Annotated in this window: 11 protein-coding genes; 7 read left to right on the top strand and 4 right to left on the bottom strand. The window is 42.7% G+C overall.

What is annotated here, in order from left to right; all coding sequences use genetic code 11:
* Positions 1-209: 209 nt before the first annotated feature.
* Together panB and HUW51_RS23580 are read right to left on the bottom strand one after the other, a co-directional pair.
* Complete coding sequence (panB, locus tag HUW51_RS23585; RefSeq protein WP_185272035.1) at positions 210-1,028, bottom strand: 3-methyl-2-oxobutanoate hydroxymethyltransferase; 819 nt, start codon at positions 1,026-1,028, stop codon at positions 210-212.
* A 308-nt stretch (positions 1,029-1,336) separates the two neighbouring features.
* The gene (locus HUW51_RS23580) at positions 1,337-3,979 is read right to left on the bottom strand and encodes a putative LPS assembly protein LptD (protein WP_185272034.1); all 2,643 of its coding nucleotides are present in this window, start codon (positions 3,977-3,979) and stop codon (positions 1,337-1,339) included.
* Between the two features lie 85 nt (positions 3,980-4,064).
* Between HUW51_RS23580 and HUW51_RS23575 the strand changes: the two genes are divergently transcribed.
* The 4 genes from HUW51_RS23575 to HUW51_RS23560 all read left to right on the top strand — a co-directional run bounded on the left by HUW51_RS23575 (position 4,065) and on the right by HUW51_RS23560 (position 8,755).
* Positions 4,065-4,847, top strand: coding sequence for an N-acetylmuramoyl-L-alanine amidase family protein (locus HUW51_RS23575; RefSeq protein WP_185272033.1), 783 nt, complete (start codon positions 4,065-4,067; stop codon positions 4,845-4,847).
* Between the two features lie 20 nt (positions 4,848-4,867).
* Positions 4,868-5,881 carry an MlaD family protein gene (locus tag HUW51_RS23570; RefSeq protein WP_185272032.1) on the top strand — a complete coding sequence of 338 codons (1,014 nt, stop codon included), beginning with the start codon at positions 4,868-4,870 and terminating at the stop codon, positions 5,879-5,881.
* A gap of 124 nt (positions 5,882-6,005) precedes the next feature.
* A complete protein-coding gene (locus HUW51_RS23565) occupies positions 6,006-7,640 on the top strand; it encodes an acyl-CoA carboxylase subunit beta (protein ID WP_185272031.1) in 1,635 nt (544 codons plus the stop codon).
* 194 nt (positions 7,641-7,834) lie between these two features.
* Positions 7,835-8,755, top strand: coding sequence for a transglutaminase-like domain-containing protein (locus tag HUW51_RS23560; RefSeq protein ID WP_185272030.1), 921 nt, complete (start codon positions 7,835-7,837; stop codon positions 8,753-8,755).
* A 103-nt stretch (positions 8,756-8,858) separates the two neighbouring features.
* Here the strand turns inward: HUW51_RS23560 and hemE are convergent, their stop codons facing one another.
* Together hemE and HUW51_RS23550 are read right to left on the bottom strand one after the other, a co-directional pair.
* Positions 8,859-9,914 carry a uroporphyrinogen decarboxylase gene (hemE, locus tag HUW51_RS23555; protein WP_185272029.1) on the bottom strand — a complete coding sequence of 352 codons (1,056 nt, stop codon included), beginning with the start codon at positions 9,912-9,914 and terminating at the stop codon, positions 8,859-8,861.
* 244 nt (positions 9,915-10,158) lie between these two features.
* A complete protein-coding gene (locus HUW51_RS23550) occupies positions 10,159-10,776 on the bottom strand; it encodes a MarC family protein (protein ID WP_185272028.1) in 618 nt (205 codons plus the stop codon).
* A 351-nt stretch (positions 10,777-11,127) separates the two neighbouring features.
* Here HUW51_RS23550 and HUW51_RS23545 point away from each other — a divergent pair, with 351 nt between their 5' ends.
* The 3 genes from HUW51_RS23545 to HUW51_RS23535 all read left to right on the top strand — a co-directional run bounded on the left by HUW51_RS23545 (position 11,128) and on the right by HUW51_RS23535 (position 13,603).
* Positions 11,128-12,258 carry a 5-(carboxyamino)imidazole ribonucleotide synthase gene (locus HUW51_RS23545; RefSeq protein ID WP_185272027.1) on the top strand — a complete coding sequence of 377 codons (1,131 nt, stop codon included), beginning with the start codon at positions 11,128-11,130 and terminating at the stop codon, positions 12,256-12,258.
* Complete coding sequence (purE, locus tag HUW51_RS23540) at positions 12,255-12,788, top strand: 5-(carboxyamino)imidazole ribonucleotide mutase (RefSeq protein ID WP_185272026.1); 534 nt, start codon at positions 12,255-12,257, stop codon at positions 12,786-12,788. The genes HUW51_RS23545 and purE overlap by 4 nt, the downstream gene beginning before the upstream one ends.
* Before the next feature lie 80 nt (positions 12,789-12,868).
* Positions 12,869-13,603: a hypothetical protein gene (locus HUW51_RS23535; protein WP_185272025.1), complete on the top strand. Its 735-nt coding sequence runs from the start codon at positions 12,869-12,871 to the stop codon at positions 13,601-13,603.
* The last annotated feature ends 12 nt before the right edge of the window (positions 13,604-13,615 follow it).

Genomic DNA, 13,615 nt, shown 5'->3' with positions numbered 1-13,615 from the left:
TTATATTAAAGCTGTTTAACATTTTTAGATTAATAATGAGTTGTATCCAGAAAAAGCTCATACAAATAATTTTTTGTTGAGCTATTCGGTTTTGGTGGTGAGGACACCCCCAAAGGCGACATTTGCCCACATTACTAATAATTCCTCGGCACTATTTAGAAATAAATGCCACAATTTTAAACCTGTAATCTGCAACCTATAACCTGCAACTAATAAGCTTCTTCAGCACTCGGAAAGTCGCGCGATTTTACGTCGGCAATATAGTTGCTTACTGCGTTGGTCATTACTTCGTGTAAATCAGCGTACCGGCGCAGGAACCGGGGTTTAAATTCTTTAGTAATGCCCAGCAAATCATGCGACACCAAAACCTGCCCATCAACGGCTGGTCCGGCGCCAATGCCAATTACCGGAATGCGTAACCCTTCGGCTACCCGGCGCGCCAATTCTGAAGGTATTTTTTCGAGTACCAGGGCAAAACAGCCGAGTTCTTCCAGCAATAAGGCGTCTTCCAGGAGTTTTTTAGCTTCTTGTTCTTCCCGGGCCCGTACGGTGTAGGTGCCGAATTTATAAATTGATTGCGGCGTTAAACCCAAATGACCCATAACGGGCACCCCGGCGCTTAAAATCCGGATAACGGAATCTTTAATTTCGCTGCCACCTTCCAGTTTAATTGCGTGAGCGCCCGATTCTTTCATAATCCGGATGGCCGAGCGCAAGGCTTCGGAAGAATTACCCTGGTAAGAGCCAAAAGGTAAGTCTACCACAACCAGAGCACGTTTTACTCCGCGCACCACCGACGAAGCATGGTAAATCATTTGATCCAGAGTAATCGGAAGGGTAGTGGTATGCCCGGCCATTACATTCGAAGCAGAGTCTCCGACCAATAACACATCAACCCCCGCACCATCCAGGATAGTTGCCATGGAAAAATCGTAAGCCGTGAGCATCGATATTTTCTCTCCGCGCTCCTTCATGGCCTGTAACTGGTGAGTCGTAATAAGTTTTATATCTTTTCGGTGTACTGACATGCGAGGGTAACAATTAATTAAAAATCAAAAAATTATGAATTAGAAATTATATCAAATTAGGTTCTGATGTTTCTCAACCAGAAAATAAAACTTGGTTTAAGATTTAGTTTTATTAACTAAAAACAGGCTGTTCTAATCATACAACATATGCGTAGCTAGTAACTAGGTAATACTGTTTTTCTACCAAAGTGGTAATATTTAGAATAAAAAACGCTTCTAATACCGGAGTAAAAGAAGCGTAATATTAAGCGTTAATTTCTAATTTTTAATTTCTAATTTTTAATTTCTAATTCATAATTTCTAAACTACTAGCGCCAGTAAATTCCCCGGTTGCGGGTAAGTTTTAAATCGCGCAGGATAGAAGAACGGGCATTTATGTTAATCGAATAAGATTGGTACTGCCCAAAAGGAACCCACGAAATGCTCATTTCCCAGCAATGTAAGTCGCGGTAAATGTTAATGCTGGTGTAGGTCATTTGCTTAAACTGGAAATCGTAACCGGTACTATAAGTTACTTTCCATTTATCAGTTAAATTTACCGAACCATCTACGCCCAACGATTTAGAAATTTGGTCTTTAGCGCTCAAACGGGTGCTTTTAAAATAAGAAGCAGTAAAGTTAAAACTCAAAGTCCACGGAATTTTAAAATCTACGTATTCGGCAATTAAATTAGGGTTGGTTTCCAGCGATGGCCGGTTAGCGCTGGGTGGCTGATTCTGGTTTTGTGCTCCTTTTTTAAGCGCTTCGGGGTTTAACTCCATCGACATGTTTAAATTGGCATTTACCAGGCGGGCTAACTGGCCACTACTTAAGGTATATTCATTTAAACGACGACCGTTGCTGTTCACTTTATAAGGGTCGAAAACGGCATTGGAGAATAAATTTAATTTTTTAAATAATAAGGTCCGGAACTGCACATTAAAATTTTGCAACTGAAAAGAATCGGCAGCAAAATTGTAGCCCGATGTTATACCTAAGTTATCAATTAAGCTTACTTTCTCGAAGGTACTGGCTGTATCGGACTTTGATTTTACCTTCATCTCCACGTTGTTGGTTAAGCTGAAATTCATATTGCTTTGCTCCATTGACGTGGGTACTCCGTACAAGTTACGGTAAATAGGTAAGTATTGAATGGGTATATTATTTTCGATGTCGGGTCGGCCCACCTGGATACGGCGGGTGTATTTGTTTGAGAAATCAGGGTTGTATGAGTAGCTAATATTGGGCGTCATTAAGTGACGGATAGCCTCAATTTTTTTGCCTTTAATAATATAGGTACCATACACCCGGGTGCTTAAACTGGCCGAAGCGGCGTAAGAATAAGCCCGGTAAAAGCCTTTGGTCGTGTCAATTTGAATGGCATTTAAGTTGTTGATGTAGTTGTAATCGAATTTTTTAAAAAACCAGGTTTCGTTGTAGCTTAAGCCCGGCGATAGTTGAAAATACTTAAACAACCGCAAACTGTTCATGGTAATGGGCAAGGTATGCTGAATACCGTAATCGGCGTTGGCTAAGATTCTTTGAAAATTTTTACCGTTTAATTTTAAAATGGTATCGTTCGCACTGCCACCCACTAAATTAGAAACCCCGCTTAAGGATGTACCATTAATTTGAGTAGAAACTAAATTGCTAGCCCGTACACTATAACTCAAAGCAATATCTTCGAACCAGTTGCCGGTGCTTTTTTTCTGAAACCACTTAAACGGAGTTTGGCGGTTTACGGCAAAGGTAGCTTCGGGTAAGGTAAAGTTATGGACGCCAGTAGTGGTGTTCATATTATGCAAAGCCGATGCCGTTAAGGTAAAAGGCGAGGTTGGCTTCGCAAACTGGTACTGCACGCTGGAGTTAAACGTGTTATTTAAAGCACTTCGGGGATCCTGAAAGTTATTTTGGCGATTATAAAACTGCGTACCCGCGTTTACACTAGCCGACCATTTACCACCTGGCCTTAAGTTAGTGGGCGTGTGGCTGGCGCTAATCCAGAAAGACTTAGGCTCAATCCGGCGAAAGTTGCCCGGACCAATGCTGGCTTCACTTACCGATGTAACCGGACTTTTGTTGGAGCTAAAACTCATGCTGATATTACCGCGGTAACGGTAACGTTTGATGTACATCGATTGCAACTGAACGCCGTAACTACCCAACGAGAAAATATCGCCGGTTAATCGCATATCGATATTTTCGTTTAATACAAAATAATATCCGCCGTTCCGTAAGTAAAAACCCCGCTGCCTCGATTCCCCGAAAGTAGGTATAATCAATCCGGAGCTGCGCTTTTTGGGCGTAGGAAAGTAACCAAACAAAAAGCCCAAGGGCGTAGGAATATCGCCAAATACCAGATTAAAAGGGCCGGTAAAAATCTTTTTACCCGGTATGGCCTTCATCTTACTAGAATTTATGTAAAAATGCGGATGCGGTAGATCGCAGGTGGTATATTTTGAATGAATGCCGTACATGGCATCGCCTTCGGTTTTTTTAACAACTTCGGCGTGCAGAAAACCTTCGCCCTGCTTGGTTACTACCTCCCGGATCTTGCCTTTTTTGGTTTTAAAATTATAGCTAATCTGCTCGGCTTCATACGATTGCTGGTCGTCTTTAAACAAGGGTGTACCAATGGCTTTGCCTGTAGAATCTTTGGCTCCAATGGCATTTACCAGGTTGGTTTTATAATCCAGTTGGGTGGTATGCGCCTTCAACGACATAGTACCATATTCAATACTGGCATCGTTGTACATATTAACCAAGCGGTTTTGTACGTTTAAAACAATAGAATCTTTAGCGGTATACTTAATTGTGGTAGTAATATCACCTTGGATCGAATCTTGTTTTACCGTAACCGTATCTACGGTTATTTCCGGGGTTTGGGACGTAGTTGTCCGGTTAGGCGTTTGCTGCGCCCAGGCACTTATCAATCCCGATAAAGCAAAAACCAGAGTGAAGTATATCCTCAAAATGTGTGGTAAACGGTTCAGAATTAATTAGCTTTTTATATATTTTTGCAAAGGTAAGATCATTAGTTTTAATGTAACGAAAGTCGTGAGAAATATTGTTTTATTTTTATTGCCGGCCCTGATTTTTGTTTTTTCTGGATTTAGTACGAACCTTAAACGTCGCGATAACCGCTTGCGCACTGTGGTAATTGACGCAGGCCACGGCGCCCACGATAACGGTTGCAGTGGTAAATTTTCGAAAGAAAAAGATGTTGCCCTAAAAGTAGCCTTGCAGTTAGGCAACCTGATCGAAGAAAACCTACCGGAAGTAAAGGTTATTTATACGCGCAAAAGCAACGTATTCGTAGAGCTAATCGACCGGGCAGGTATTGCCAATAAAAATAACGCCGATTTATTTATCTCCATTCATTGTAATTCCGGGCCAAGCTCTGCTTTCGGCACCGAAACCTTTACCATGGGGCTGCATACGTCCGAAGGGAATTTAAAAGTAGCCAAACGCGAAAACTCCGTTATTTTAAAAGAAGAAGGGTATAAAGAAAACTACGACGGCTTTGACCCTAATTCGCCGCAAAGCCACATTTTGTTATCGCTGCGGCAAAGCGCTTACATGGATAACAGCCTGCGTTTTGCCCAAAAAGTAGAGCACCAGTTTGAAAATAAGGTAAACCGCAAAAGCCGCGGCGTAAAGCAAGCGGGCTTAATTGTGCTCTGGAAATCGGCGATGCCCAGCGTTTTAATCGAGACCGGATTTTTAACAAATCCCGAAGAAGAAAAATTTCTCAACGATAAAACCGGACAATCGTATATTGCATCAGGCATATACCGGGCTTTTAAAGAGTACAAGCAAGAACTCGAAGCCTCAAACTAACTCAACCTAAACTTAACTGCGTGAAATTTGCAAAAGAAATAAAAGTAGCATTACTGGGTATCGTAGCCATTGTAATGCTTTATTTTGGTTACACCTTCCTTCGCGGATCCGATTTTTTCTCGTCCAACACCACTTATTACGTCGAGTACGATAGCGTAGACGGCTTAAACATATCAGCTCCCATTGTTTTAAACGGGGTAAAAATAGGTACCGTAGCCGACATGTATATTCTGAAAGATAAGAATAACAAAATACGGGTAACCTTGGCGGTAGATGATGATATAACCGTGGGGGATTCTACGATAGCCAGTTTATCGAACAGCGATTTGCTGGGCGGCAAGGCTATTACCTTGTTTCTGCGGCCTAATTCTAAAAAGTACAATGGCGGCGAAACTTTGAAACCATTCGTAGAGAAGAGCATTACCGATATGCTGACGGCCAAAGCTATGCCGGTATTGGGTACCGTGGATTCTACTTTGGTTAAATTAAATTCGTTCTTTAACGAAGATGCCAAGCGGAGTATACAAGCTACAATTTTAAATACCCAGGCCACTACCGAAGCGGTAAAAAACTTAATGCTCGCCAACCAGCGCAACATTAACCAGATTACCTCGAACATGGCCGATTTAACCAGTTCTTTAAAAACTACCGAGCAAAAGTTTAGCCGGTTGGCCAGCAACTTAAGCCAGATTACCGATACTTTAAAAAATACGCCGATTAACAGCACGGTACGGCAGTTAAATGCCACGGTAGCCGAAGCCCAAACCATGATCCAGAAGTTTAACCAGGATAGCGGCACGTTGGGCAAAATTATGAACGACGATTCGTTGTACCGCAACATGAACGCTTCTACTGAAAGCCTCAACGCTTTGCTGCAAGATTTAAAAGCGAATCCTAAACGGTATGTGCATTTTTCTTTAATTGGGGGCGGCACCAAAGTAAAACAAGCCGATAATGTAAAATCAGCGGATAAAGTGCGCAACGCAAATACCGTAGAAAATACCGGGGTGGTAGGCGAAGTGCGAAATAAATAAGGAATAACGCAGCAAAGCTTAAAGCAAAAATTTAAAAATTTTATTCGCTCTTATTCTTAAATTAAGCAGCTAAATTTTTTAAAATCCGCTTTCCAGCGGATTTTTTACGTTTTAACCCTTTGCTATGGATCAAAATATCGATTTTTTTAAAAATGAAGATGTTTTAAAGCAGCAGGTTTATCAACTAAAAAACCGGTTGGCAAAAGTATACCTGGGCGGCGGGGAAAAACGGCTGCAGGCGCAGCGCGAAAAAGGGAAATTAACCGCCCGCGAACGCATCGCCTACTTATTAGATAGCTCCACGGAATACCTGGAAATTGGCGCTTTTGCCGGCGAAAACATGTACCCGGAGCACGGCGGTTGCCCCAGCGGAGGCGTAGTTGTAGTAATTGGGTACGTAAAAGGCCGGCAATGCGTAGTAGTGGCCAACGACGCCAGTGTTAAAGCCGGTGCCTGGTTTCCGATTACGGCCAAGAAAAACTTACGCGCCCAGGAAATAGCCCTGGAAAACAAATTGCCCATTATTTATTTGGTAGATAGCGCCGGCGTTTACCTGCCCTTGCAAGACGAGATATTTCCGGATAAAGAACATTTCGGCCGTATTTTCCGAAACAACGCGGTTATGTCGGCCAGCGGCATTATTCAGATTTCGGCCATTATGGGGAGCTGCGTGGCGGGAGGCGCTTATTTACCCATTATGTCGGACGAGGCCATAATTGTGGAGCAAACCGGGTCTATTTTTCTGGCGGGTTCTTATTTGGTTAAAGCGGCCATTGGCGAAACGGTAGATAACGAAACTTTGGGCGGCGCTACCACCCACTCCGAAATCTCTGGGGTAACGGATTATAAGTTTAAAACTGATCAGGAATGCCTGGACGCTATTCGCAATATTTTTGATAAAATAGGGGAGCCCCCAAAAGCCGGCTTTAATCGGGTTGCACCCTTGCCACCCAAATTAAATCCTGCGGAAATATACGGCTATTTGCCCGCCGACCGGGTAAAACCTTACGACATGATGGAGCTGATTTATCGCCTGGTAGATAATTCGGAATTTGAACCTTACAAAGAGCTTTACGGGCAAACTTTAATCTGCGGGTTGGCCCGGATTGATGGTTGGGCCGTTGGCATTGTTGCGAACCAACGCAAAATAGTAAAAACTAAAAAAGGCGAATTGCAAATGGGTGGCGTTATTTACTCCGATTCGGCGGATAAAGCAGCACGGTTTATTATGAACTGTAACCAGAAGAAAATTCCTTTGGTGTTTTTGCAGGATGTTTCCGGGTTTATGGTAGGCAGCAAAGCCGAACACGGCGGTATTATTAAAGACGGGGCTAAAATGGTAAATGCCATGGCTAACTCCGTGGTGCCAAAGCTTACCATTATCATTGGCAATTCGTACGGGGCCGGCAATTACGCCATGTGCGGCAAGGCCTACGATCCCAGATTAATATTCGCTTGGCCTACCGCGCAAATGGCCGTGATGAGTGGTGCCGCTGCGGCAAACACGCTATTGCAAATACAAGTTGCTTCTTTAAAAAGTAAAGGCGAAACCATTACCCCCGAAGCCGAAAAAGAACTTTTAGAAAAAATTACTTCCACGTACAACGAGCAACTGTCGCCGTATTATGCCGCAGCCCGCTTGTGGGTAGATGGCATAATTGATCCCCTGGAAACGCGCCAGGTAATATCCATGGGCATTGCCGCCGCCAATCAAGCTCCGCTAGAAAAAGCGTTTAATGTGGGCGTAATTCAAACCTGAGAAATAAATTAGAAATTAAATTTTAAAAATTAGAAATTTGCGCCTGTTCCCTAAACATAAATCAACCAGAATTCTTTTAAGTAAAGCCGCAAAAGGAAACGCGGTGCATTGATAAATTTGTTAGTACAGTCAGAAATAAGAAACTTTGGATTTATTTCTGATTTCTAATTTTAATTCATAATTAATTTGTAAGAGTGACAAATCAAGAAATAAAAGCTTTAATATCTTTATTAGACGACGAAGACCAGGAAATTGCGGTGCACGTTGAAGATAAATTGGTGTCGTTGGGTGAGCCGGTAATTCCTTTTTTAGAAGAACACTGGGAAGAAAGCATTAACCCCGATGTACAGAAAAAAATTGAAGATTTAATACATAAGCTGCAATACGAGTCGTTGACCAACCGGCTGGCTAATTGGCGGAAAAGCGGCGCCGAAAACTTAATCGAAGGCATGTGGCTGGTAAATACCTACCAATACCCCGACGCCGACTTGGCAATAATCAACAAAACGCTGGACCAAATTTACTACGAAGCCTGGTTACATATAAAACCAGATATGCACCCCTACGACCAGATTAAGGCGTTGAATCACGTTTTATTCCGGATTTACAAATTTTCGGCCAATACCAAAAATTTTCATTCGCCAGCCAACTCCATGTTGCACCTGGCTTTGGAAACGCAACGGGGTAATCCTTTAACTTTGTGCGTTATATACCTGACCATAGCCCAAAAATTAGGCTTACCCGTTTACGGCGTTAACCTGCCCAATTTATTTATTCTGACTTATAAAAAGGATAATTATCAGTTTTATATTAATGTGTATAACCGCGGTTTAATTTTATCTAAAACCGACATCGATTCGTATATTTTGCAATTAAACCTGCACCCGGTAGATATTTTTTACGAACCTTGCTCTAACCTGGATATTGTAAAACGGGCCTTACGGAACTTAGCCGTTTCTTTCGAAAAATTAAACGAAGCCGAAAAAGCCACCGAGGTAAACAAATTAATTGATGCCGTTACCGACGAATCCGGATTGACCATCCCCCGGGAATTGGGCAACGAAGAAAATGAAAGTGATTTTGAATCCGGAGAAGACGATGATATAATAGATTAAACTTACCGCTCCTATAAAACCAGAAAAGCCGCTGTAACAAGCGGCTTTTCTGGTTTTATAGGAGCAAATAACTTCTGAAATTTAAAATTTTAAAAAATTAGATTTAAGTAATGGTTTGTGGTGCGTTTATTTTAGTGCTGTATTCTTTTACGGTATCAATAAAGCATTTTACTTTATCCGGATCGGTATCGGGGTAAACGCCGTGGCCTAAATTGGCAATGTGCCGGGTAGGGCCAAAGGCCTGCAACATGGCAATGGTTTCGTTCCGGATACTATCAAAAGAACCATATAAAGCGCAGGGATCCAGGTTACCTTGCAGTGTTTTATTTAATCCAACCGTGGCCCGGGAGTCGGCAATGTTCATGTTCCAGTCTAAGCCAATGGTTTGGCAATCCAACTGGGCAAAATCAGCTAACGCAAAAAAGGCGCCTTTGGCAAATACCGTAATAGGTACAGCCGTAATGACTTCACAAATGCGGGAAATGTAGCGCGTCGAAAATTCGTGATAATGTGCCGGTGGCAATATACCTGCCCAGGAATCAAAAATTTGCAACATAGCGGCGCCGGCTTCTACCTGGGCCTGTAAGTAGTTTATGGTTACGGTAGTAATTTTATCGAGCAACGTGTGCGCTAATTCCGGCGAGGTATACAAAAACTTGCGGGCTTTGCTAAACGTTTTAGAGCCGCTGCCTTCTACCATATAAGCCAGAATAGTCCAGGGAGCGCCGGCAAAACCAATTAAAGGAACCCGGCCGTTCAGGGCGCGTTTAGTTATTCTGAGTGCCTCGTACACGTAATGTAACTGAAAATGAGCATCGTCTACGCGCAATTGGTTAATATCTTCGGCGGTTTGAATAGTTCTAGGAAAAATGGGGCCGCGTTGTTCTATCATTTCGTAGGTGCAACCCATGGCTTCCGGCACAACCAGAATATCCGAAAAAATAATGGCGGCATCTACGCCCAGAATATCCACCGGTTGGATGGTAACTTCCGAAGCTAATTCCGGGGTTTCTACTAATTCTTTAAAGCCGCTCACACTGCTGCGTACCGCGCGGTATTCCGGTAAAATACGTCCAGCCTGCCGCATTAACCAAACGGGGGTGCGTTCGGTAGGTTCGCCCAGAGCGGCGCGTAAAATTAAATCATTCTTTAACTCCATGCGGCAAAGGTAATAGAATTAGTTCAGAGTCCATAGTCGATAAACCCTAGTTCATAGTTCATTGTATATGGTTTGTACTTTATGGATTCAGGTGTTACAGGTAAATAATTTATAGGTAAATCTAAAGAGGCTTAGAGTTAAGAACTAGCACGGAGTTAGCGCTGCTGGAAAATGAATAATTTTAAAAAAATAAGTTATTAACTTTTAAACCGTACATCTTTTAATATAATCCATCGACCATCAACTATTTAAACAAAGCAATTAAAGCGGAGGTAATAAAGTTTACACCCAGGGAGAGCACAATAAAACCCATGATTTTAGATAAAGCCTCCAGGCCGGCTTTACCCATAATTTGAATAAGCCGGGGCGAAAAAATTAAAATGTAATAGGTAGGTATGGCCAGCAACATAATGGCCAGAATAATCAAGCCCATATCGGCGTAGGATAAAGATTGGGTAAATAAACCAATACTTACCGCAATGGCGCCGGGCCCCGAAAGCATCGGCATAGCCAGCGGCGTAAAAGAAATATCCGGTTTAGCAATACTTTCTTCCACCGATTCTTTAGAAACTTTTCGGCCAGGATCTGATTTGGGGGTAATTAAATCGGCCCCGGCTTTTAAAATCATAATGCCGCCGGCAATGCGCAAATCGTGAATACGTAAACCGAAAAAATTTAAAATATACTGACCGGCCAGGAAAAAGACCGTTAAAATACCAATCATGTAAAAGCAAGCTTTTAAGGCTTGCTGACGCCGGCGTTCGGGAGTATCGTCCTGGGTAAGGGTTAAAAATACTGGCATGGCCCCGAATGGATTAACCACCGAAAACAGAGCCGAAAAAGTAGCCAGTAAAATTTCCATAGTTCGCCGCTTGATTAAAATTTAAAAAATTTGAGCAAAGGTAATCATTGTATGTACATGCCACATACGGTGGTTTTATTATGGTGTTTTTTATTCTGGGGTAAAGGTTTAACTTAAAAGGTGGAATAAAGAAAATTTAAAAAATTACTTTCTGTTAGCTAACATTTATTTACTATACGCCAGATTGGATTAGTAATAATATAGTCTGGCTTGTTCCGACCGCATTAGCCCAAAGTCTAAAATCTAATATCCAATATCCAATATCTAACATCTAAATGTAACGGGTGGTTACTGGAGCAAATAAATAAATTGCTTACTTTTGACCTTTATCTGGTAAATTAAAAATAAAACATGCAAGGAGAAATTAGACTCGGTATTTTGGGCGGCGGCCAATTAGGTCGTATGCTGCTGCAGGCCGGGATTGATTTAAATTTATATACTTTAATTCTGGACCCGGACGCCGAAGCCCCCTGTAAATCGTTGTGCGACGAATTTTTTGTGGGCAGCTTCGCCGATTACGATACCGTTTACAACTTCGGTAAAAAGTGCGACGTGGTAACCATTGAAATTGAACACGTAAACACCGATGCCTTATTAAAGTTAAAACAAGAAGGAGTAAAGGTATTTCCAGAGCCGGAAGTCATTAAAATCATTCAGGATAAAGGCTTGCAAAAAGAGTTTTACTGCCACAATGGTATTCCTACCGCCGACTTCCGTTTACTGCAAAATAAAGCTGAATTAATTGAAAATGCGGATTTTTTACCGGCATTTCAAAAATTACGCACTTTGGGCTACGATGGCCGCGGCGTAACCCGGTTAACCAGTTCAGCCGATTTCGAGAAAAGTTTTGAAGCGCCCACGGTGTTAGAAAAACTAGTAGATTACGAAAAAGAGCTGTCGGTTATTGTGGCGCGTAATCCCAATGGGGAGGTAAGTTGCTTTCCGGCGGTAGAATTGGTTTTTCATCCGGTTCATAATCTGGTAGATTACCTGTTTTCGCCGGCGGCCATATCGCCGGAAGTGGAACAAAAAGCCCAGAAAGTAGCCAAGCGCGTAATACAAGCCTTAAACATGGTAGGTTTGCTAGCCGTAGAAATGTTCTTGACTAAAGACGGGGAAATTTTAGTAAACGAGGTAGCGCCGCGGCCGCACAATAGTGGGCATCATACGTATAAAGCCAATCTTACCTCGCAGTTTGAACAGCATTTGCGAGCTATTTTAAATTTGCCTCTGGGTAATACCCAAAGCCATAGTGCGGCTGTTATGTTAAATTTACTCGGGGAACCCGGTTACTCCGGATTAGCGCAGTACGAAGGTTTGCAAGAAGCATTAGCCTTACCGGGAGTAAGCATTCATTTATACGGCAAAAAAATTACGCGGCCTGCTCGCAAAATGGGTCACGTTACCATTACGGCCAACACGGTAGCAGAGGCTACGCAAAAAGCAAATCAGGTTAAAGAAGTAATTAAAGTAAAAGCATGACCGAAACACCCACCAACAGCCAATCTACTCCTTTGGTTGGAATTATTATGGGCAGCCAATCCGATTTAAAAGTTATGGAACCGGCGGCCGAAATGCTAGAAACCATGAATATTCCGTTTGAGTTAACCATTGTGTCAGCGCACCGCACGCCCCACCGCATGGTAGAATACGCCGAAAATGCGCGCAAGCGCGGCTTGCGCGTGATTATTGCTGGTGCCGGCGGAGCAGCTCATTTGCCCGGTATGGTAGCTGCCCTCACCACTTTACCCGTAATCGGGGTACCAGTTCGGTCGAGTAATTCTATTGATGGTTGGGATTCTATCCTGTCTATCCTGCAAATGCCGGGTGGCATACCCGTTGCTACGGTGGCTCTAAACGGAGCCCAAAATGCCGGTTTACTGGCGGCGCAAATTCTTGGTACATTTAACGCGGCCATCGCCGACCGCCTGGATAAATACCGGAATTCGTTACGCGAAAAAGTAATGCGGTCCGTGGACGAACTTCGCCGCGGCGATCGCGACGATGATTAATTGCTTTGATCTGGATAAATCCAACAGGATTTTGATTTTTTCGGCTATAATGAGCTTCAGGATGACTTAATAGCCTAACGATGCGCCGGCAAATACCGGCGCATTTTTTTAATTTTTTAAAAATTTGCCATTATCAAACTGTTTTCATGGTATATAGCGCCGAAATTCGCTGGTTTTTTAACAATTTAACCGAAGTAAATGCCCTGGAAAAATGGTTTAATTCCCGAAACTTGTTTTTTGCGGGTAACTGGGACCGGGCGGATATTTACTTGTGGCAACCGGGTTTAGAAAAGCTCGGCATAAAAATTAGGGAGGGAAAAGTAGAGGTAAAAGTTTTGCTGGCCGATAAGGGCGAGTGGCCTTTGGCAGCAGAGAATTCCGGGTTGGCCAATGACTGGGTAAAGTATAGTTTTGGATTGCAGGAATCAGATGAAGAAAATAAAAAGCTGTTGCAGCAGTTCAGTTCGGCAACTTTAAAAACGGAAAACGACTTATGGGTGCGGGTAGATAAAGAACGGCTCCTGCAAAAATACGCTATCAACTTAGCCGAAAAACATATACAGCCCATTGCTCCCGATGCTTGGCCCGAGGAAGGATGCGGCGTGGAACTGACGAAAGTTAAAATTAACGAGCAAACCTATTATACCTTTGGCCTGGAAGCTTTTAGTAAATCGCACCAGGAATCCGGGAATTTGCGTTTTGTATTAAATATGCTGCTCCCCGAAATACCAGGTCAAAATTTAAAAGCCCAACAATCGTATTCCTACCCCAGTTTTTTAAATAAATTGTATACCGATAAAGGTAGGTCAGACTAAGTTCTCCTGAAC

Origin of the sequence: Adhaeribacter swui (assembly GCF_014217805.1) — a bacterium.
Lineage (GTDB): Bacteria > Bacteroidota > Bacteroidia > Cytophagales > Hymenobacteraceae > Adhaeribacter > Adhaeribacter swui.
This window is presented reverse-complemented; position numbering and strand designations above follow the sequence as displayed.